Source organism: Rheinheimera sp. EpRS3 (genome assembly GCF_001513785.1).
GTDB lineage: Bacteria > Pseudomonadota > Gammaproteobacteria > Enterobacterales > Alteromonadaceae > Alishewanella.
Genome location: NZ_LNQS01000009.1, coordinates 540704 through 560353, shown reverse-complemented (window position 1 = coordinate 560353; position 19650 = coordinate 540704). Strand labels below are relative to the sequence as shown.

The window sequence follows — 19650 nt, the reverse complement described above, 5'->3', positions numbered from 1 at the left end:
TTATTCCGCCTTAACATTTACCGGTTATTACTTGTCTGGCCCTCAGGCCTTGTCTAACACTATAAATCTTGCCATATCGCCATCGTGCAGACGCAGTGTATCGGCAAATTCTGCGCTTAGCAGTAGCTGTTGCTGATCTGCATCAAACTTGGCGTTCTTACCAAAACTGGCTCTGAACTGCTGCAATGCCGTATTCGCCACAGCCAGCGTTTGCCCACCCTGCACTTCAGCGATTTTAATCCTGACTTTTTTGCTGGCCGCCACCGATTTTATCTGGCTTAAACGTGCTTCTACCGTGGGGCCGGCATCGAATAAGTCGATATAACCTCGATGGGCAAAGCCTTCATTCTCCAGCATGTTAAGCGCTGGCTTGGTATTTTGATGCACCTGGCCGATAACATCCTGCGCGGCCTGCGGCAGTAAGCCAACATAAATAGGATGGCGCGGCATCAGCTCAGCAATAAAGGCTTTTTTGCCCACGCCAATTAAATGATCTGCCGTGGGGAAATCAATGGTTAAAAACAGCTTTTGCAACCAATGCCAAAATGGTGGCTGGCCATCTGTGTCGGCTGCGCCACGCATTTCAGCTATTACTCTGTCGCTAAAACGCTGTGGATACTCGGCCATAAACAAAAACCGCACTTTGGATAAAAACCGCCCGGCATGGTTGCGCCGGTAGCTTTCACGCAAAAACAGCGTGCAAATTTCTGACGCGCCGGTGTAATCGTTACACAGTGTCAGCGTTTTTAACTGGTTAAATACATTTAACTCAGCGCTGTGGTGAATAACGGTATTCTGCTGAAAGTGATACAGCGGCGTGCTGGTACCCACCGCAGCTTCTATGCCGGTAGTACCAACAATTTCACCGCTTTGGGTATCTTCCAGCACAAACAGATAACCCTGATCGCCCGGTGTATTCACCTCGGCCGCAAAGCTGTGCTCGGCATGTTCAATTTTCTGCTTTAACCGCGCATCGTTTACCGGCAACGAGGTAAAACCGGCGCCGGATTCTATAGCGATGTTTTTCAGCGCTGCAAAATCAGCTGCCGTTATCGGCCGGATCACTAACATGGTTTTACCCCTTCACTACGTGAGCTACAGCCTGCTCAAAGCGGGCTAAGCCTTCGGTAATGTCGGCGTCAGGTATTATCAGCGATGGCGCAAAGCGCACCACGCTGGCACCGGCAACCAATGCCATTAACCCCTGATCCGCCGCAGCCAGCATAAAATCACGCGCTTTACCGGCGTAATCGCTGTTTAGTACGGCACCAATTAGTAAACCTGCACTGCGTACTTCACTAAACACATGGTATTTATCATTAATTTTTTTCAGGCCATCCTGAAACAGCTGAGCTTTGGCTTTAACACCCGATAATACGGCCGGTGTATTTACTGTATTAACTGCAGCCAGCGCAACGGCACAGGCCAGCGGGTTACCGCCATAAGTCGAGCCATGTGTGCCTACCACTAAGTGCTTGGCAATGTCGGTAGTGGTTAACATGGCGCCAATCGGGAAACCGCCACCCAGCGCTTTGGCTGTCGTCAGAATATCCGGCGTTACACCATAACCCATATAGGCATACAGCTCGCCGGTACGGCCCACGCCGGTTTGCACTTCATCAAAAATCAGCAGCGCATTATGGGCATCGCACAACTCGCGCACGCCTTTAATAAATTCAGCCGTGGCAGGCATTACACCACCCTCGCCTTGCACCGGCTCTACCATTACTGCGCAAGTGTCGGCGTTAATCAGCGCTTTTACGCTATCAAGGTTATTAAATTCTCCGTGCACTATGGCTTCTGGCTTCGGGCCAAAACCATCTGAATAAGCACTTTGGCCACCCACAGTAACGGTAAAGAAAGTACGGCCATGAAAGCCCTGCTTAAAGGAGATAATCTGGTTTTTCTGCTCGCCGTATTTGTCTTTGGCATAGCGGCGCGCCAGTTTCAGTGCTGCTTCGTTGGCTTCAGCACCTGAGTTGGCAAAATACACTTTTTCAGCGAAAGTAGCGTCAACCAGAGCCTGGGCCAGCAGCAGCGCAGGCTCGTTGGTCATTACGTTAGATAAATGCCACAGTTTGTCAGCCTGTGTTTTTAACGCAGTTACCAACGCCGGATGACAATGGCCAAGGCAGTTAACAGCGATACCGCCGGCAAAATCGATAAATTCACGGCCTTGCTGATCCCACACACGTGAGCCCTCGCCTTTTACCGGAATAATTTTGGACGGTGCATAGTTTGGTACCATCACATCATCGAATACGCTTCTTGAAACCTGCATAACTACCTCACTGTGTCTGTTGAAATGGCCTGTCTTTATAAAGATAAACGCGGGCAGGCTCGGATAAATTTAACTCTATTATATTGCTCACCACTGTCACATTGCAGTACCATTATCGACAATTTAACAAGCTTAAATTGCAATTCAACGGAAAAGGTTAGCAAAATGATAAGCAAGGAAGATGAAAAATTATTAGCCGTACTAAAGCACAATGCCCGCGCCAGTATATCTGACTTAGCCCGCATGCTGGATTTATCCCGCTCTACCGTGCAAACCCGTATCGCCAAATTGGAGCAAAGCGGTGTAATTAAAGGCTACTCGGTAGATTACGGTGAGGACTATCTGGCGTCGCTGGTGTCGGCGCATGTCAGCATTAAAGTACGGCAAAAGCTTACCGCCAAAACCAATGTTGAGCTTAAACAAATTGCCCAGGTTTCAGCACTGTACGCCATCAGCGGCGAGTACGATCTTATCGCCATAGTGCAGGCACAAAGCACCGAGCAGCTAAGCCATATTCTGGATGATATCGGTAATTTAGACGGTGTAGAGCGTACTAACTCGTCGGTTATTTTAGAGACCAAATTTAAGCGCTGAAAATCAGGGCAGCAAAGCTGCCCCGAATTCGCTTTATCGCTGCAACGTTACCGTTGGCTCGCGCTTTTGCTGCCATAACTGCGGGTTGGCTTTCAGATAATCTATAAACGCCTGTGCTGCAACTTTGCAATCTACCCCTTCGGTTTTACATGGTAGCCCGTCACTATTGCGATAGCGGGCGCTAAACGACTGCGCCCCGCTGCTATCTTGTACTGCCTCAACCCTTGCCACCGGATACAGCTGGGGCTGCTGGTGGCGCAGTATTATATCCTGCCGGTCGCTCTGTTTTGCCTGCAATTGTTGCAACAGTTGCCAGCCATCGTTACCATCGGCCAGATAACTGGTGGTTACCAAGGTATAGTGCTGCTGATCGCTGACAGCTTGCCAGCCATTTTCCTGCCTTATATCCAGTGTGGTTAGCTCTGCGGCATCAGGCCCGGTTTGTTTTGCCACATAACGTATCCCCGCAACATATGGATACTTGCCAGTATGGGCGCCGGGTACAACAGACTGGCTGATAATATCGGTTAGCAAGGCACGTAAATCCGTACCGCTGATGCTAAGCACGCTAAGCGGGCTGTCAAAGGGCAACACCTCTAAGCGGATATTGCCCTCACGTACCTCGCCGGCTAATAGCGGCGCGCGAATATTGCCCGCGCCAATTAATGCCAGTTGTACCGGGCGCTGGATCAGGCTTTGTACGGCATTCTGATTAACATATGCCAGCATCCCATCCGCAATATACCCAGCCAACACAGAACCGTGGTTATCACTACCTGCAGAGCCAGGCAAACGCACATGAGGTATTTCAGCTTCAGTGGTATTGATTACTGCGCCATAGGCCTGCTGCACGGCCGGTAAGTATTGGCTATCCAGCAAGGTGCGCAGCGCAGTATCTTCCTGCACAATCGCCGTTCGCGGCAGGCTGGCGATATAGCGCTCTGTCTGTGTTTGCTTATCTGCGCTGATACGGCTTGGTTTATCACGCAGTGCCGAGCTGAAATAATCCGTGCTTGCCAGTAACGTATTCTGCCCGGCGCAGCTTATCAACTGACCTGCCGGGTTAAACTTCAGCCTGGCCTGGCCTACGGCCTGAGCAAACTGCCCGGCCTGCACTATGCAGGTTTGGCCTTTGCCATCAGGGTTAGTCACTATCTCAGCGTATGGGCGCTGCGCGCCCAAATACCAGTGCCGAAAATCGCCCAGCAAACTGTGCGAATGGCCGCCGACAATAGCATCTATACCATTAACGGCACTGGCCAGGGCCAAGTCGCGCTGGTGGCCTAAATGCGTCAGCGCAATAATATGTTGCACGCCCTGTGCCGTTAAGGTATCTACGGTGCGCTGTGCGCTTTGTATTTCATTGTTAAACACCACAGCGCCGGTATCGGGTACTATAGCGCGCATATCTTCAAGCGCCAAACCAAATACCGCCACCACTGCCCGCCCTGCCGCTGCGTTAACGCTTGCCAGCGGCTTTAGTTGGTTGTTATCAAGCACAAATAAGCTGTATGGTTTCAGGTTTTGGCTGTTAGCCAGCAGCGGCTCAGCCGCGGTATCTATATTGGCCGCCAGAACAGGGAAATTAACCTTATCAGCAAAATCGGCCAGCTTGGTTAAACCTATATCAAACTCATGGTTACCCAGTGCCATGGCGTCGATGTTCATCCGGTTTAGTACATCAATGTTAATGCGCTGCTCGAACAACTCAAAATAAGCACTGCCTTTAAAGGCATCACCGCCGTGCAAAAACAGCGCCGGTATCCCCTCTTGTGCTGCTTGCGCGCGTAACTGCTGCGCCTTGGTTAACAAACGCGGATGGCCACCAATATAGGTGTAAAGCGGTTCACCACTGACGTCTTTTACACTGGCCGGGCTGGCGTCAAATTGCGAGTGGGTGTCGTTAATATGAATAAGGCTTAAGGTTAAACCAGGCTCTGGTGCTGATGACGGGGCTGAAGCGCAACCGGCCAGTAGCATGGCAGAAAAAAGCAGTGAAGAGGTAAATCGCATAACCGGCAAACCTTGTTACGGTGCATAGTGCAAAGATATTGGCCGCTACCTTAAGCACAAACCAGCGTGATCTCAAGTTAAAATCTATTATTGCGGCTTGTTTTAGCAGGAGCCAACAGGCAGGATCCTTGCCTTATAGCAACCGACAGTAACGAGATTTAAGCATGGCAGCAATTGCAAATGTAGCATTACTGGTAACAGGCTACGATGAGGCTATTGCCTTTTATACCCAGAAATTGGGCTTTGATTTACTGGAAGATAGCAACCTCGGCGGTGGCAAGCGCTGGGTACAGGTTGCGCCGAAAAACAACAGCGGCACAGCCTTGCTGCTGGCCAAAGCCAGTAACGAAAAACAACAGTCAGCCGTGGGCGATCAGGCCGGTGGCCGGGTATGGCTGTTTTTGCAAACCGATGATTTCTGGCATGATTACCATGCTATGCAGGCTGCTGGTGTGATATTTCACGAAACACCACGCCAGGAAGCTTATGCTACCGTAGTGGTGTTTGAAGACTTATACGGCAATAAGTGGGATTTATTGCAACGGCATGTTTAACCAAGGCAGCAAACCGCCGCCCTCACAGCTATCCGGTTTTTGCTGAAAATCAGAGTGCTTCGCTGATTTTCTCTGCCAGTGCTTTTATTTTTTCCATATCACCCATTGCCGCACCGTGGCCGGATAATTTAGTTAAATGCTCCGGAATTAAGTGAAAATGCAGGTGCGGCACAGTTTGCCCTGCAGCGGTGCCATTTAACTGCAGCAGTACGACACCTTCAACACCAAGCGTAGATTTAAGCGCCGACATCACTTTTTGCACTGTGGTCATGGTGTGGGTAAGCTCGTCCGCCGGAATATCTAACAGCGTCTCTGCCTGAAATTTCGGGATCACCAGCGTATGGCCGTCGGCCTGCGGCATAATATCCATAAAAGCCAGGGTGTAGTCATCTTCATACACTTTAAAGCTGGGGATTTCATCGCGCAGAATTTTGGCAAAAATATTGTCGTTATCGTAGCTCATGCAGCTCTCCTTTATGCGGGCCAATTTAACCAAGTATGCCAGTATCTGATGACATAAAACCAGCTTTTGATGACACGCATTAGCTCACAAACGCGGGCTTTATCGCACGGCGCCATACATTTTTACCGGAACACGCCGTAAACCCATCCGTGGGGGCTCGATTCGCGCCGTCCGGGCGCTCAACGGTTCCGGCTAAAAAGTATTATGCCGGGCTCAATCAGGCATTGCGGCAAATTTTATCAACCCATCAGATACTTTGCATGAAACCGCAAATGCTGCTCAATAAAGCTACCAATAAAATAGTAGCTATGGTCATAGCCTGCCTGCATACGAATATCGGCTTTAGCACCGCTTTGCTTAGCCGCAACAATTAAGCTTTCAGTGCACAATTGCTCAGGGTAAAAGTTATCTGCTGTGCCTTGATCAACCAATAGCGGTAACGGATCTTGCGCTGCAGCTAACAATACAGATGCATCATATTGCTGCCATTGGCTTTTATCATCGCCCAAATAGCCGCTAAAAGCTTTAATACCCCAGGGGCAATTCACCGGATTACAAATCGGTGAAAATGCCGACATACTGCTATAACGTTGCGGGTTACGCAGGCCAATAACTAAAGCACCATGGCCACCCATTGAATGGCCGCTGATAGCGCGTTTAGCCGATAACGGCAATTCAGCTTCAAGCATTTGTGGTAATTCACTGACGATATAGTCGTACATACGGTAGTGCTTGGCGAACGGCTCGCGCTTGGCGTTAACATAGAAGCCTGCGCCCAGGCCAAAATCGTAGGCACCTTCAGCATCATCCGGCACGCCGTCGCCGCGCGGGCTGGTATCGGGTATTATCAGTGCTATACCAAGCTCAGCCGCAACGCGTTGTGCACCGGCTTTGGCAGAAAAGTTTTCATCAGTACAGGTTAAACCCGACAGCCAATACAGCGCAGGTACAGCCTGTGTTTCTGCCTGCGGCGGTAAAAACACCGAGAACTGCATATCGCAGTTCAGTACAGTGGATGTATGAGTAAAACGGATTTGTTTGCCACCAAAGCAAAGCTGTTCGCTGACTTTGGTTAATGCTGAAGTTGTCATAGTCTGTCCATAGTGTTCAGTAAGGACAGATTACAACACCCGCCTTGGCTCGCCACAGCAACTCGCCCTACTGCCTGCGGCAGGGCTCAAACACTCTGTGGCGACCAAAACGGGGTTCTAATCCGTCCACCAATTACATTTGCTTGATATTAAAAATGAATTACTGTGCGGATAGACTTACCCTCATGCATCAAATCAAAAGCTTCGTTAATTTGCTCTAACGGCATGGTGTGGGTAATAAAAGTATCCAGCTCGAACTCACCGTTTAAATAGCGCTCGACATAATCTGGCAGCTCAGTGCGGCCTTTTACTCCACCAAAAGCCGTACCGCGCCAAACCCGGCCGGTAACCAGTTGAAATGGCCGGGTAGAAATTTCCTGGCCGGCACCGGCTACACCAATAATGACCGATTCGCCCCAGCCTTTATGGCAGCATTCCAGCGCCGAGCGCATCACATTAACATTACCGATACACTCAAACGAGAAATCTACCCCGCCTTCTGTCATCTCAACAATGACATCCTGAATTGGCTTAGCAAAGTTTTTCGGGTTAATGACATCAGTCGCGCCAAGCTTTGTCGCGATATCAAACTTACTTTCGTTAATATCAATGGCAATAATGCGGCTGGCTTTGGCCATTACCGCGCCGATAATGGCAGATAAACCAATACCACCTAAACCAAAAATGGCGACGGTGTCACCTTCTTTTACTTTGGCCGTGTTCATTACCGCGCCCATGCCGGTAGTTACGCCGCAGCCCAGTAAACACACTTTTTCCAGCGGTGCGGCTTTATTAATTTTAGCCAGCGAAATTTCTGGCAGTACCGTGTACTCAGAAAACGTTGAGGTGCCCATATAGTGATAAATTGGCTTGCCGTCTTTAGAAAAACGCGTGGTGCCATCCGGCATTAAACCTTTGCCCTGGGTAGCGCGAATAGCCTGACACAGGTTGGTTTTGCCGGATAAACAAAACTTACATTTACCACACTCTGGTGTGTACAGCGGAATAACATGGTCGCCCACGGCAACTGAAGTTACGCCCTCGCCTACAGCTTCTACTATACCGCCGCCTTCGTGGCCTAAAATAGCCGGAAAAATACCCTCGGGATCTTCACCCGATAAGGTAAAAGCATCGGTGTGGCACACGCCGGTGGCAACAATTTTAACCAACACTTCGCCTTTTTGCGGTGGCATTAAATCCACTTCTTCAATCGATAATGGCTGGCCCGGGCCCCAGGCTACCGCGGCGCGTGTTTTAATCATCTTCATTTAGTTGTCCTTTTACGTAAGTTGCACTGGCAATACTAGCATTGGCTACAAGTGTAACCTGATTTTTATTTTTGCCATATCAGTATGAATAGCACTAAAATGCAAATCAGTTTTTCATATATGAAAAACTGATTAACGACAGGCTGCGGTTAGAACCCCGTTTTGGTCGCCACAGAGTGTCTGAGCCCTGCCGCAGGCAGTAGGGCGAGTTGCTGTGGCGAGCCAGGACGGGTGTTGTAACGCAAGCAGCCTTTTTACGCAGAAGTTTATGCAGAAGAAGGCTCTAGTGAAACATTGGATTGGCATCAGCGAATTTGTAGCGGTAGCAGAGCTGCAAAGCTTTACCAAAGCCGCGAAGCAACTGGGCATTTCAGTAGCCCAGGTAAGCCGTAATATTGCTGAACTTGAGGTCACACTGGCAATAAAACTGCTGTATCGCAGTACGCGTAGCGTCAGCTTAACCGAAGAAGGCTTACTTTACTTACAGCACTGCCGGCATCTGGTGGCCAGTTTAGAAGAAGCTAACCGCACTTTGGCTAACTTAAAAGCCACGCCACGCGGCCAGATTAAACTGACCGCGCCGGTATTTTATGGCGAAACCAGTATAGCGCCGCTACTGCATGATTTTATGCAGCAATACCCCGACACCGACCTGGATTTACAACTAACCAATAACAAGCTGGATTTAGTTCAGGGTGGCTTTGATTTAGCCATCAGGCTAGGCACGCTGGAAAGCTCCAGCCTGATAGCCCGCAAACTGGCAAGCCGTACTCAGTATGTCGTAGCTTCCCCGGCTTATTTAGCTAAGCACGGTACGCCACAAAACCTGACTGATCTTACGCAGCACCAGTGTTTAACCGGCACAGTGGCACAGTGGCGTTTTATGCAACAGGGAAAATTAGTGCAGTTTAAACCGCAGGGCCGTATTGTCTGTAATAGTGGTGTAGCACTAATGGACGCTGCACTTAAAGGCCTCGGGCTGGTGCAGCTACCAGATTATTACGTTGGCAGTAAATTACAAAGCGGTGAGCTGGTGGCTGTGCTAAACGAGCTGCGCCAACCAGATGATGGTATCTGGGCGATATATCCGCAAAACCGGCATTTATCTGCCAAGGTACGGGTATTGGTAGATTATCTTGCCGCTAAGCTTAATTAACTGCGTATTTGTAGCAGTCTGGCTTGGCTGTCAGCCTGTGCTGTGATAGCGTTTTAGTATTATTGACTGTTTTGGATATGTGATGAAACAACTCCTTTTTGCTTTTACCCTGCTACTGGGCGCCAGCTTTGCAAATGCCAGCGACAAATTTAACGAAGGTGAGCACTATCAGGTGCTTAATACAGCGCAAAGTGCGAATACCAAGGTAGTGGAGTTTTTTTCTTACTACTGCCCGTTTTGCTATAACTTTGAACCCATAGTTGCAGAGCTAAAACAGGCTTTGCCTGCAGGTATCAAGGTCCAAAAAGTACCGGTGTCTTTTCATGGCGGCAAAATGGCGCCAACAGTGCAACGCGCCCATGCCATGGCGGTAACGCTTAATGTTGAAGAGCAGTTTACCCCGTTGCTGTTTACGCAAATTCACCAGCAACGCCAACCACCCGCAGACAGAGCAGCGCTTCAAGCCCTGTTCAGCAAAGCCGGAGTAACCGCCAGACAGTTTGACGCTAACTTCGATAGTATGCCGGTTACTGTCATGGTGGCAGATTTTGACCAGGCCATTGAGCAAGCAGCAGTGCGCTCAGTGCCCAGTTTTATTATTAACGACAAATACCTGGTAAATATAAGCGCGGTGTCATCGCAGCAGCAGTTTAATGCGCTGGTAAATTATTTACTGACTTTAACACCCGAGGTTGCAACCGAATGACAACACTGAAAATTGATTTGGTATCAGATATTGCCTGCCCCTGGTGCGCTATCGGCTACGCCAGATTGCAGCACGCGCTGGCGACATTGCCGCAGTTGCAAACTGAGTTGGAATGGCATGCGTTTGAGCTAAACCCGGATAAAAACGCGCCACAAGAGCCCATTTTACCGGCGCTAAGCCGCAAATATGGCCGCAGCGAAGATGAAATGCGCGCTAGCCAGGCCAATATGATGCAAATAGCTGCAGATTTGGGGCTTAACTTCAGCAAAATGCAGCAGCGTTTTACCTGTAATACTTTCGATGGCCACCGGCTGGTAAAATGGGCAGCCACACAGAGCAAAGCCACTGCGATGAAGCTGGCATTATTCGAAGCCTATTTTGGTGAAGCTAAAGATGTATCTGACGCAGCCGTTTTAGCTAACTGCGCCGAACAGGCCGGGCTGGATAAAACACAGGCTAAGCGCATTTTGGCTGGACATGACTACGCCGATAACGTAACTGAAGATATAGCGAATTATCAACAAGCCGGCATTTCATCGGTACCGGCGTTTATTATTAATAACCGCTATCTTATCTCGGGCGCGCAGGAGCCAGCCCAACTGGCAGCCAGCCTGCAGCAAATCGCCACAGAAATGGCTTAAACCGCTACTGAGAGCCTGTGTCAGGCGTAAAACGGTAATGGCCGGTAATGTTGTAATCAAACAGCATATCTGCCAGTACCGGCCCGGCGCCGATATTATGCACTATTAACGGCCGCAGGCCGTCGGCGGAGGTTCTATTAACCACTATGCCTATATGTGGCAAATTACCTGGCAACATCCAGGTAACCAGATCACCCGGCTGATAACTGCTGCCCTGCTGACTAACCGTTAAGCTCTTGCCATGGCGACTAAAAAAGGTTTGCAGGTTAGGAACGCGGCGATGATCAATATTACTGTCTGGCCTGGTTAAACCCCAAATCCGTTTTGATGGATACGCAGCAAAGTTACCCCGCATATCCTCGTGCACCAACTGCTGTAAATCTGTACCCAGCGCCCGGTAACTGCGGATCACCACATCTGTACAAACCCCGATATCAGCCGGCACATCACCATTAGGATAAGCAATACGTACATAGCGGCCATCATAACGCACCTGTTGCTCTGTGCGTTTTAGCGCAGCCTCTACCAGTTTATCGCTAAACACTTCTGCAATACTGTGCTGCGGCAATAACAACAGCGATAACAATAAGCCTGGTTTTAGCAGGCGGGATAACACAACAACCGGCATAGCATGCTCCTTGCAACACCTATAAACTTTGCTTTAAGGTGCGTCGATAGCAGTAAAGTTCCTTGCACCAGTTATAAAGACTCCAGCAGCAAGGCGATACCCTGCCCGCCGCCTATACACATGGTAACTAAGCCATAACGGCCGCCGATACGTGCCAGCTCGGCCAGTAACTTAATAATGAGAATTGAACCTGTCGCGCCTACCGGATGGCCCAGCGCGATAGCGCCGCCATTGGGGTTAACCCTGGCGGGACTGAACCCCAGAGTTTGTGTTACAGCCAGTGCCTGAGCAGCAAAAGCTTCGTTTGACTCAATCACATCGATATCAGCTACCGTTAAACCGGTTTGAGCCAGTACTTGTTGCACCGCCGGTATTGGCCCCAACCCCATTACGCCGGGCTCCACGCCGGCGAAGGCATAACCGAGCAGCCGTGCTGCGGGCTTAAGGCCACGTTTTTCAGCCTCAAACCGGCTGGTCAACAGCATTGCCGCAGCGCCATCATTTAAGCCAGATGCATTGCCAGCAGTAACGATGCCATCAGATTTAAACGCTGGCTTTAGCTTGGATAAACTATCTATAGTAGTATCACCACGGATATGTTCATCCCGGTTAAATACATTTTCAACACGGCCACTTTTTACCGTTACCGGCACAATCTGCTGGTCAAAATAGCCCTGCTGCCGGGCGAAAGCAGCACGCTGCTGGCTTTGTGCAGCAAAAGCATCTAAATCAGTGCGGCTAAAGCCGTATTGTGCGGCAATGGTTTCAGCAGTAAGCCCCATATGGCCACTACCGAACGGGTCGGTTAAAATACCCAACGTCAGATCTGTGATACCAGCGTGGCCCATTCGCAAGCCACGGCGGGCATTAGGCAGTAAATATGCGCCGTTACTCATGCTCTCAGCGCCGCCGGCCAGGGCAATTGTGCTTTGCCCCAGTTGGATTAACTGTGCGGCCGATATTACCGACTGCACAGCCGAGCCACATAAGCGGTTTACGTTAAAAGCGACAGACGTAGCAGCCATACCGCTGCTTAGCGCTATATGTCTGGCTAAATAAGCATCTTCAGCACTAGTGGTAATAATATGGCCAAATACCGCATGATCGACATCTGTTGGCACCACGCCAGAACGGCTGATCGCTGCTTTTGCTACCGCAGTACCCAGCTGCGCCGGGCTTAATGCAGCCAAGCTGCCGCCAAAGCTACCAATAGCCGTGCGGGCGCCAGCTAAAATTACTATGTCCGCTAAGTTCATTACGGTCATACCCAGTTTTCCACCCTCAATCCCGTTACGCGATTAAACTCCCGTGTATTGTTTGTCACCAGTATGGCATCTTCAGCCAGTGCATGGCTGGCTATCCATAAATCATTCGCCCCTATAGGTGTACCAGCTGATTTTAAGCGATTAAATTGCTCAGCGTAATGAAGACAAAGTGAAGCAGAAGATTGATATAGAACCTGAATTTGCCTGGTCAGCACTGCCAGCTTTCGCATAACCTCAGCTGTTCTATTACTATTCTGTGCACCTTTAAGTAGCTCGGCATAGGTAAAAAATGACATTCTTAATTGTGTATCTGCCGGCAAAGTGTCGATATGTGCAGCAACTGAAGGAGGATTATTTTTTAACAGATAAATAAGAATATTGGTATCCAGCAAATAGATCACAATTCTTCCCTATCTTGCATCAAAGGCTGAGCACGATATTCTGCTTCAAGTTCTGCAACAAAGTCAGCATCGAACCCATCCAGTGCTGCCATTAAAGCCTCACCCCGTTTTGGTGGTAGAGGATGGATCACCAAATCACCCTGCTCATTACGGCTTATCTCAACGGTGTTAGTATCCAGGCGGAATTCCTGCGGGATCCGCACAGCCTGACTGTTACCATTCATAAACACACGACTTACCGCAGACATAGCCACCTCTATGTACACACAATTATGTATGTATTTTGGTAGTAGACTGCAATCTTGTCAAGGCAGAGCAAGACCGGCTATACAAGTGACTTAATTTGAGTTTAGTGCTGGCCTTTTCGCTTTCGGCAGGCTTTTTATAATCAGCTGATATGAGTTTTCAATCTGCCGCTTTATTTCGTTATCCGGCACACTGCCATCAAGCAACACGGTATTCCAGTGCTGTTTGTTCATATGGTAACCAGGCGTAACGGCAGGGAAAATATCGCGCAACATTAGTGCTTCGGCTGGATCACACTTTAAATTTACCCGGGCAACACCTTGCTTTTCACTTAGGATCGCGAAAATTTTACCCGCCACTTTATAAACATAAGCATCAGGGCCAAACGGGAAATCCTCAATGCTTTGCAGTTGCATCAGGCAATGATCACGGCATTGTTGAAAATTCATAACTGTCCTTGGTATCTGCTGTCAGTAGATTTATTACAGGGGCTTTGTACAACAGCATAATAAGCAAGGCTTAACGTGGAAGGGAAGTAAAAATAACGCCAAAGCACCAGAGAAGGTGGTTAACCTTCTCTGGTACAGCGTAGGCTTTGTTATATCATCGGCATATTAATGGCTGATGCCAGCACTCTGAACTTTTTTCCATTCGTCTTTGTCCAGCACCATGTCACGGTTAGTATCAAATGTCTCAAACAAACCGTTGTACAACTCAGCTTTAGTTAGCCGGCTATCACCATCGCGATCGAGTTCAGACAGCTTACTACCAAAACGGGTACCACTGAATTCGCTTTCGTCAATCATGCCGTCACTATTGCGATCCATTTTGCCAAAAAAACGGTCACCGATATGCCTTTCGAACTCTGTTTTAGAGACCGAGCCATTGTTGTCTTGGTCTACCTCACCCATTTGGTTGTTATTCATGTCATTCATATTGTTAGCTGCCAACAACGAGCCACTCACTAGCGATAAAGCTAATACCAGTGCAGAATTGATATGTTTTTTCATGTCAAATCTCCTTCAGTTGTTAAATAAACTGTGCTGCGAAAGTGCAGCTGGCATTAACTACGCAACTGTTGTACCAACACATTTTCGCCGTGGTAAATACACACTTATATTGCTGATATTGAGCGATATTCCTGTTTATTACCACGGCTAAGCTGCGCCGGGTGAGTATATGGCGCGGGTAATATTTGCATACCGCCGGTAAATACTACTGTCGCAAAAGCTAAATAAATTAACCTTTAGTATACTTATCCAACCACTGGAACACTTCGTTGTACCAACGCACACGGTTATCTTTATTTAAGATCCAGTGATTTTCGTCCGGAAAGATCACCAACCGTGAATCGATCCCTTTGCGTTGCAGGTTAGTAAAAGCACCTAAGCCCTGAGCATAAGGTACGCGGTAATCTTTTAAGCCATGAATAACCAGCATCGGGGTTTGCCATTTATCCGCCAACGCAGCCGGGTTAAATTTCTGATAATCCGACTCAGCCTGCCAAACCGGGCCGCCTAAATCAAACTCCGGAAACCACAGCTCTTCCGTGCTGCCGTAAAAGCTTGGCATATCGTACAAACCGGCGTGGTTTACCAGACATTTAAAACCCGTTGGCCAGTTACCGGCAATCCAGTTCATCATATAGCCGCCATAAGAAGCCCCCAGCGCACAGGCGCGGCTGCCATCAATCCACGGTTGCGCCTGTACTATATAGTCAAAACCTTTTCTCAGGTCTTCCAGCGGCTTACCGCCCCAGTCGCGACTGATAGAGTTAGTAAAAGCCTGGCCATAACCGGTAGAGCCATGGAAATCGACCATCACTACCGCATAGCCTTTGGCGGCATACATTTGCGCATTCCAACGCTCGTTAAACATATTGCCAAAACTGCCCTGCGGCCCGCCGTGCACTAAAAACGCCATCGGGTATTTTTTATTGGCGTCAAAATCCCATGGCTTTACTAAATAGCCATATACAGTTTCGTCGTTGGCGCCTTTAAAACTGAACTGCTCGTAATCACCAAATTGCACGTCTTTACGCCAGTCAGCGTTGATATCGGTCAACTGTGTCAGGCTGCCACCGTCTGTGCTTAGCTGAAATACCTCAGGCGGCATATCCAGTTTGTGATTAGTAAAGACAATTTTGTCACTGGCCACATTCAAAGACCCGGCAGTGCCATCGCCATACACTTTGCGCACATCACCAAAGCTGGTGTTAATGGCATAAATGGCATACTGGCCCACATCCTGAGTGGTGACATAAATTGTGCGGTTATCCGGGCCGAATTTGTAATCGCTGATTGAGCGATCAAACTCCGGTGCCAGTTCATTGCGCTGCCCTGTTACCATATCCAGCAACACCAAACTGAATTTATCGGCTTCAGCCTGTGGCTTACTCATGGCTTTGTAGGCCATAAAACGGCCATCGGCAGAGAACGACGGCTGTGCATCCCAGGCCGGGTTTTCTGCCGTCATATTTTGCTTTTCACCGCCGGCTACCGGCACCTTAAAGATGTCGTAATTGGTGTGCCAGGCCTGATCTTCGGCCGGGATCTTGGCACTAAACACCAGGTTTGCATTATCTGGTGTAAAGGCAACCTCGTTAATACCTGCAATATCAGTATTCCATTCACTCATCAGGTTAGTAGCATCTTTCACCACACCTTTGCCCAGTGGCGCCACATGCAAATGGCTGCGATACGGTGTTAACCAGCTGTCCCAGTGGCGCACCATCAACTGCTCGTATGCCATGGCGGTATCTTTTTTCGCCGCATCAGCTGTTTTAGCATCCAGCGTACATTGCAGGTTCTGGCAACCCGGTTTTACCGACAGCGACAGCGCAATTTGCTTGCCATCTGAGGACACTTTAAAACCCTCTACCGGCAGCGGTAAATCGGTAAGCTGCAACGCTTCGCCGCCGTATAACGGCAACTGCCATACCTGATTAGTGCCACTACGGTTAGCAATAAAATAAATACTCTGGCCACCAGCCGCCCACTGCAACTGGCTTTCGCGCCCCGCGCTTTGCGTCAGACGGGTGACCTTATTCAGGTTAGATAAATCCATCAGATATAAATCGCTGGAGCTATCTGCCGGGCTAAAGCCGCCGTTAGTCTGGCCATACACTAAAAAACGGCCATCTGGCGATAACACCACATCGTGCAGCTTATTAAACTGGTTTAAATGCTCTACCGTCAGCGGAGCTTTAGCCAGTGCACTGCCTGCTGCTAGCAGTGCCAGCGTGAGTAAGGTCTTTTTCATGCGTATTCCCTGGATTTTTTTGTTTTATAGGCTGAAAAAAATAAGGCTGCAGCAATGCTACAGCCCCGATGGTAAAGCAATTACGCTTTGTCCATTTGCTGAATATTCACTTTCCAGATGGCCGGGCCTTGTTGATGCACGTTATTGCCATTGGAGTCTACCGCTACCGTTACCGGCATGTCCTGTACGTCAAATTCGTAAATGGCTTCCATGCCTAAGTCGGCAAAGGCCACCACGCGCGATTTTTTAATCGCTTTAGACACTAAATAGGCCGCACCGCCCACCGCCATTAAGTACACCGCTTTGTGCTGCTTAATGCTGGCCACGGTTTTGTCACCACGTTCTGACTTGCCAATCATGCCAAGCAAACCAGTTTGCGACAGCATCATATCGGTAAATTTGTCCATTCTGGTGGCAGTAGTCGGGCCGGCCGGGCCTACAACTTCATCGCCTACCGCATCTACCGGGCCAACGTAGTAAATAAAGCGGTTCTTAAAGTCGACGCCATCGGGCAGCGCTTCGCCCTTATTCAGCATATCGGCAATGCGTTTATGCGCAGCATCACGACCAGTAAGCATCTTGCCGCTTAGCAGCACGGTTTCACCGGCTTTCCACTCTAATACGTCTTGTGGTGTTACCGTATCCAGGTTTACCCTGCGCACATTAGCACCCAGCTCCCAGGTTACCTGTGGCCAGTCTTCCAGTTTTGGTGGCTGAATATCAGCAGGGCCTGTGCCATCTAAATGAAAATGCACATGGCGCGTAGCGGCACAGTTAGGGATCATCACGACCGGCAAGCTGGCGGCATGGGTTGGCACACTGTTAATTTTTACATCCACTACCGTAGTTAAACCGCCCAGGCCCTGGGCACCAATACCCAGTTTATTCACTTTTTCATACAGCTCTAAGCGCAGCTTTTCATCAGCTGTTTCTGCACCTTTAGCAATTAAGTCCTGAATATCTACCGGTTCCATTAAGGCTTCTTTGGCCAGTACGGCCGCTTTTTCGGCTGTACCGCCGATACCTATGCCGAGCATGCCCGGTGGACACCAGCCAGCGCCCATTTTCGGCAGCGTTTCCAGCACCCAATCCACAATGGAATCAGATGGGTTTAACATCGCCATCTTGGTTTTATTTTCCGAGCCACCGCCTTTGGCAGCAATCATCACTTCAACATGATGGCCGGCGACTAAATCGATATGTACTACAGAGGGCGTATTGTCTTTGGTGTTTTTGCGCGCGCCGGCAGGGTCTGCCACTATGGAAGCACGCAGCGGGTTGTCCGGGTTTAAGTAAGCACGACGGGTTCCTTCGTCCACCATCTGCTGCACCGTCATATCGGTTTTATCCCACTTTACGTCCATACCAATTTTAACAAAGCAGGTTACGATGCCGGTGTCCTGGCAGATAGGCCGATGGCCTTCAGCCGACATACGCGAGTTAATTAAAATTTGCGCTATGGCATCTTTCGCCGCCTGGTTTTGCTCTTTGTGGTAGGCCACTTCCAGTGCTTTGATAAAATCCAGCGGGTGATAATAAGAGATATACTGCAGCGCATCTTCGATGCTGTCGATAAAGTCTTGCTGGCGAATAACCGTCATGTTTTACCTGTCCTCTGACGCCTCTGGCAGCGCCATGTTTAACTATTAGTGTCGGTGCTGGTATGATAACGCGCATCAGAAACAGCGGCTAGCCCCATTCATGCAGCAGTACCTTATTCCGCCGGAAATTTACGGTGAAACGCCGGACAATTTACTTACGCAGTTCAGCTACTTCGCTCAGCAGCCCTGGGCCATGCTGCTCGACTCGGCTGCGCCAGAGCATGTTAACAGCCGCTATGACATCTTAGTGGCAGAGCCGCTGGCCACCTTACAAGCCAAAGCCGGCTGCAGCATACTCACCGACGAGCACGGCGCTCATACCTACAACGAAGACCCCTTTACCGTGCTGAACTGTGCGTTAAAGCGCTATTTCCCTAAAGCTGCAGTTAGCAACCTGCCCTTTATTGGCGGAGCTCTGGGCTACTTTGGTTATGATTTGGGCCGCTATATTGAAAAGCTGCCCGCCACTGCAGAAGCCGACATCAGCCTGCCAGATATGGCAGTAGGCTTTTATCGTTGGGCGCTAATCCTCGATAAGCAACTTAAGCAGTTGTGGTATGTCGATTACCACGGCGAGGCCGAAGCCGGCTGGCATAAGCTGCACGCCAGGCTGCAACAGAAGTTAGCGGCATCAGCACCATTTAGCTTAAGCGGTAACTGGCAGGCTAATATGAATAAAGCCGGTTACGTAGCCCGCTTTAATCAGGTACAGCAATATTTGCTCAGCGGTGATTGCTATCAAATTAACCTGACACAGCGCTTTAGTGCCGGTTATCACGGCGATGAATGGCAGGCTTACCTTAAACTGCGCGATAAAAATGCGGCGCCCTTTTCTGCCTTTATCCGCCTGCCGCAGGGTGCCGTGCTGAGTATCTCACCGGAGCGCTTTTTACAGCTACACAGTAACAAAGTTGAAACCAAACCGATTAAAGGCACGCGGCCGCGCGGTATTTGCCCGATGACGGACGAAGTGGAAGCCAGCAATCTGCGCAATTCCGCCAAAGATCGCGCCGAAAACGTGATGATAGTCGATTTACTGCGTAACGATTTAGGTAAAGTCTGTCTGCCAGGCTCTGTTGAAGTACCACAACTGTTTGCTATTGAAAGCTTTCCGGCGGTGCATCATTTAGTCAGCACGGTAACCGGCACCCTGGCATCACAGTACAGCGCCTGCGATTTACTGCGCGGCGCCTTCCCGGGGGGCTCTATTACCGGCGCGCCTAAGGTGCGGGCAATGCAGATCATTGAACAACTGGAGCCACAACGCCGTTCAGTGTACTGCGGCGCTATTGGCTACATTAACAGTAACGGCGATATGGATACCAATATCGCAATCCGCACGTTGATTTGCAGCGAAGGGCAAATTCATTGCCAGGCCGGTGGCGGCATAGTAGCCGACTCGGAAGTTAACAGCGAATATCAGGAAACCTTAGATAAAGTGAACAAAATTCTGCCGGTGCTGGCAGCTAAGGAGCAATAAG

General features: G+C 49.5%; 20 protein-coding genes. 6 read left to right on the top strand and 14 right to left on the bottom strand.

Features of this window, described 5'->3' with window-relative positions:
- Nucleotides 1-42: 42 nt before the first annotated feature.
- On the bottom strand, nt 43-1071 hold the full coding sequence (astA, locus tag AR688_RS15070) for an arginine N-succinyltransferase (protein ID WP_068235638.1): 1029 nt from the start codon (nt 1069-1071) through the stop codon (nt 43-45).
- Nucleotides 1072-1075: 4 nt separating this feature from the next.
- A complete protein-coding gene (locus tag AR688_RS15065; RefSeq protein WP_068235635.1) occupies nt 1076-2281 on the bottom strand; it encodes an aspartate aminotransferase family protein in 1206 nt (401 codons plus the stop codon).
- Between the two features lie 24 nt (nt 2282-2305).
- Between AR688_RS15065 and AR688_RS15060 the strand changes: the two genes are divergently transcribed.
- On the top strand, nt 2306-2875 hold the full coding sequence (locus tag AR688_RS15060; RefSeq protein ID WP_442966010.1) for an Lrp/AsnC family transcriptional regulator: 570 nt from the start codon (nt 2306-2308) through the stop codon (nt 2873-2875).
- 33 nt (nt 2876-2908) lie between these two features.
- On the opposite strand, the gene AR688_RS15055 is transcribed toward AR688_RS15060, so the two are convergent.
- The gene (locus tag AR688_RS15055; protein ID WP_082694798.1) at nt 2909-4888 is read right to left on the bottom strand and encodes a bifunctional metallophosphatase/5'-nucleotidase; all 1980 of its coding nucleotides are present in this window, start codon (nt 4886-4888) and stop codon (nt 2909-2911) included.
- A gap of 164 nt (nt 4889-5052) precedes the next feature.
- Here AR688_RS15055 and AR688_RS15050 point away from each other — a divergent pair, with 164 nt between their 5' ends.
- Nucleotides 5053-5442, top strand: a complete 390-nt coding sequence (locus tag AR688_RS15050; RefSeq protein WP_068235630.1) for a VOC family protein — start codon at nt 5053-5055, stop codon at nt 5440-5442.
- A 49-nt stretch (nt 5443-5491) separates the two neighbouring features.
- Here AR688_RS15050 and AR688_RS15045 read toward each other — a convergent pair whose 3' ends face one another.
- The 3 genes from AR688_RS15045 to AR688_RS15035 form a co-directional block, all read right to left on the bottom strand.
- A complete protein-coding gene (locus AR688_RS15045; protein WP_068235627.1) occupies nt 5492-5905 on the bottom strand; it encodes an HIT family protein in 414 nt (137 codons plus the stop codon).
- Nucleotides 5906-6144: 239 nt separating this feature from the next.
- Nucleotides 6145-6996 (bottom strand): S-formylglutathione hydrolase, encoded by an 852-nt coding sequence (fghA, locus tag AR688_RS15040; protein WP_068235624.1) that lies wholly within the window; start codon nt 6994-6996, stop codon nt 6145-6147.
- A gap of 149 nt (nt 6997-7145) precedes the next feature.
- Complete coding sequence (locus AR688_RS15035) at nt 7146-8255, bottom strand: S-(hydroxymethyl)glutathione dehydrogenase/class III alcohol dehydrogenase (RefSeq protein WP_442966011.1); 1110 nt, start codon at nt 8253-8255, stop codon at nt 7146-7148.
- A gap of 295 nt (nt 8256-8550) precedes the next feature.
- Between AR688_RS15035 and AR688_RS15030 the strand changes: the two genes are divergently transcribed.
- From AR688_RS15030 to AR688_RS15020, 3 genes are all read left to right on the top strand, one after another.
- Nucleotides 8551-9420: a LysR family transcriptional regulator gene (locus AR688_RS15030; protein WP_156420316.1), complete on the top strand. Its 870-nt coding sequence runs from the start codon at nt 8551-8553 to the stop codon at nt 9418-9420.
- Nucleotides 9421-9502: 82 nt separating this feature from the next.
- The gene (locus AR688_RS15025; protein WP_068235615.1) at nt 9503-10126 is read left to right on the top strand and encodes a thiol:disulfide interchange protein DsbA/DsbL; all 624 of its coding nucleotides are present in this window, start codon (nt 9503-9505) and stop codon (nt 10124-10126) included.
- Complete coding sequence (locus tag AR688_RS15020) at nt 10123-10767, top strand: DsbA family oxidoreductase (protein WP_068235612.1); 645 nt, start codon at nt 10123-10125, stop codon at nt 10765-10767. Before AR688_RS15025 ends, AR688_RS15020 begins: the two co-directional genes overlap by 4 nt.
- Nucleotides 10768-10771: 4 nt before the next feature.
- On the opposite strand, the gene AR688_RS15015 is transcribed toward AR688_RS15020, so the two are convergent.
- From AR688_RS15015 to AR688_RS14980, 8 genes are all read right to left on the bottom strand, one after another.
- The gene (locus AR688_RS15015; protein ID WP_068235609.1) at nt 10772-11395 is read right to left on the bottom strand and encodes a DUF1287 domain-containing protein; all 624 of its coding nucleotides are present in this window, start codon (nt 11393-11395) and stop codon (nt 10772-10774) included.
- Nucleotides 11396-11466: 71 nt separating this feature from the next.
- The gene (gene bktB / locus AR688_RS15010; RefSeq protein WP_331458832.1) at nt 11467-12660 is read right to left on the bottom strand and encodes a beta-ketothiolase BktB; all 1194 of its coding nucleotides are present in this window, start codon (nt 12658-12660) and stop codon (nt 11467-11469) included.
- A complete protein-coding gene (locus tag AR688_RS15005; protein ID WP_068235607.1) occupies nt 12657-13061 on the bottom strand; it encodes a type II toxin-antitoxin system VapC family toxin in 405 nt (134 codons plus the stop codon). The genes bktB and AR688_RS15005 overlap by 4 nt, the downstream gene beginning before the upstream one ends.
- The gene (locus AR688_RS15000; RefSeq protein ID WP_068235604.1) at nt 13058-13309 is read right to left on the bottom strand and encodes an antitoxin; all 252 of its coding nucleotides are present in this window, start codon (nt 13307-13309) and stop codon (nt 13058-13060) included. The genes AR688_RS15005 and AR688_RS15000 overlap by 4 nt, the downstream gene beginning before the upstream one ends.
- 90 nt (nt 13310-13399) lie before the next feature.
- Entirely contained in the window at nt 13400-13756 is a 357-nt protein-coding gene (locus AR688_RS14995) for an MmcQ/YjbR family DNA-binding protein (protein WP_068235601.1), read from the bottom strand.
- 165 nt (nt 13757-13921) lie between these two features.
- Nucleotides 13922-14317, bottom strand: a complete 396-nt coding sequence (locus tag AR688_RS14990; RefSeq protein ID WP_068235598.1) for a hypothetical protein — start codon at nt 14315-14317, stop codon at nt 13922-13924.
- A gap of 229 nt (nt 14318-14546) precedes the next feature.
- Entirely contained in the window at nt 14547-16568 is a 2022-nt protein-coding gene (locus tag AR688_RS14985) for an alpha/beta hydrolase family protein (RefSeq protein WP_068235595.1), read from the bottom strand.
- An 80-nt stretch (nt 16569-16648) separates the two neighbouring features.
- Nucleotides 16649-18169, bottom strand: coding sequence for a fumarate hydratase (locus AR688_RS14980; protein WP_068235593.1), 1521 nt, complete (start codon nt 18167-18169; stop codon nt 16649-16651).
- 100 nt (nt 18170-18269) lie between these two features.
- Between AR688_RS14980 and pabB the strand changes: the two genes are divergently transcribed.
- A complete protein-coding gene (gene pabB, locus AR688_RS14975; RefSeq protein ID WP_068235590.1) occupies nt 18270-19649 on the top strand; it encodes an aminodeoxychorismate synthase component I in 1380 nt (459 codons plus the stop codon).
- Nucleotide 19650: the final 1 nt, after the last annotated feature.

Coding starts and splice junctions, on each gene's coding strand:
- AR688_RS15000 (WP_068235604.1), bottom strand. CDS start 13,309: ATGTCTGCGGTAAGTCGTGTGTTTATGAATGGTAACAGTCAGGCTGTG.
- AR688_RS15015 (WP_068235609.1), bottom strand. CDS start 11,395: ATGCCGGTTGTTGTGTTATCCCGCCTGCTAAAACCAGGCTTATTGTTA.
- AR688_RS15055 (WP_082694798.1), bottom strand. CDS start 4,888: ATGCGATTTACCTCTTCACTGCTTTTTTCTGCCATGCTACTGGCCGGT.
- pabB (WP_068235590.1), top strand. CDS start 18,270: ATGCAGCAGTACCTTATTCCGCCGGAAATTTACGGTGAAACGCCGGAC.
- fghA (WP_068235624.1), bottom strand. CDS start 6,996: ATGACAACTTCAGCATTAACCAAAGTCAGCGAACAGCTTTGCTTTGGT.
- AR688_RS15065 (WP_068235635.1), bottom strand. CDS start 2,281: ATGCAGGTTTCAAGAAGCGTATTCGATGATGTGATGGTACCAAACTAT.
- AR688_RS14980 (WP_068235593.1), bottom strand. CDS start 18,169: ATGACGGTTATTCGCCAGCAAGACTTTATCGACAGCATCGAAGATGCG.
- astA (WP_068235638.1), bottom strand. CDS start 1,071: ATGTTAGTGATCCGGCCGATAACGGCAGCTGATTTTGCAGCGCTGAAA.
- AR688_RS15020 (WP_068235612.1), top strand. CDS start 10,123: ATGACAACACTGAAAATTGATTTGGTATCAGATATTGCCTGCCCCTGG.
- AR688_RS15025 (WP_068235615.1), top strand. CDS start 9,503: ATGAAACAACTCCTTTTTGCTTTTACCCTGCTACTGGGCGCCAGCTTT.
- AR688_RS15045 (WP_068235627.1), bottom strand. CDS start 5,905: ATGAGCTACGATAACGACAATATTTTTGCCAAAATTCTGCGCGATGAA.
- AR688_RS15060 (WP_442966010.1), top strand. CDS start 2,306: ATGGCCTGTCTTTATAAAGATAAACGCGGGCAGGCTCGGATAAATTTA.
- AR688_RS14985 (WP_068235595.1), bottom strand. CDS start 16,568: ATGAAAAAGACCTTACTCACGCTGGCACTGCTAGCAGCAGGCAGTGCA.
- AR688_RS14995 (WP_068235601.1), bottom strand. CDS start 13,756: ATGAATTTTCAACAATGCCGTGATCATTGCCTGATGCAACTGCAAAGC.
- AR688_RS15050 (WP_068235630.1), top strand. CDS start 5,053: ATGGCAGCAATTGCAAATGTAGCATTACTGGTAACAGGCTACGATGAG.
- AR688_RS14990 (WP_068235598.1), bottom strand. CDS start 14,317: ATGAAAAAACATATCAATTCTGCACTGGTATTAGCTTTATCGCTAGTG.
- bktB (WP_331458832.1), bottom strand. CDS start 12,660: ATGACCGTAATGAACTTAGCGGACATAGTAATTTTAGCTGGCGCCCGC.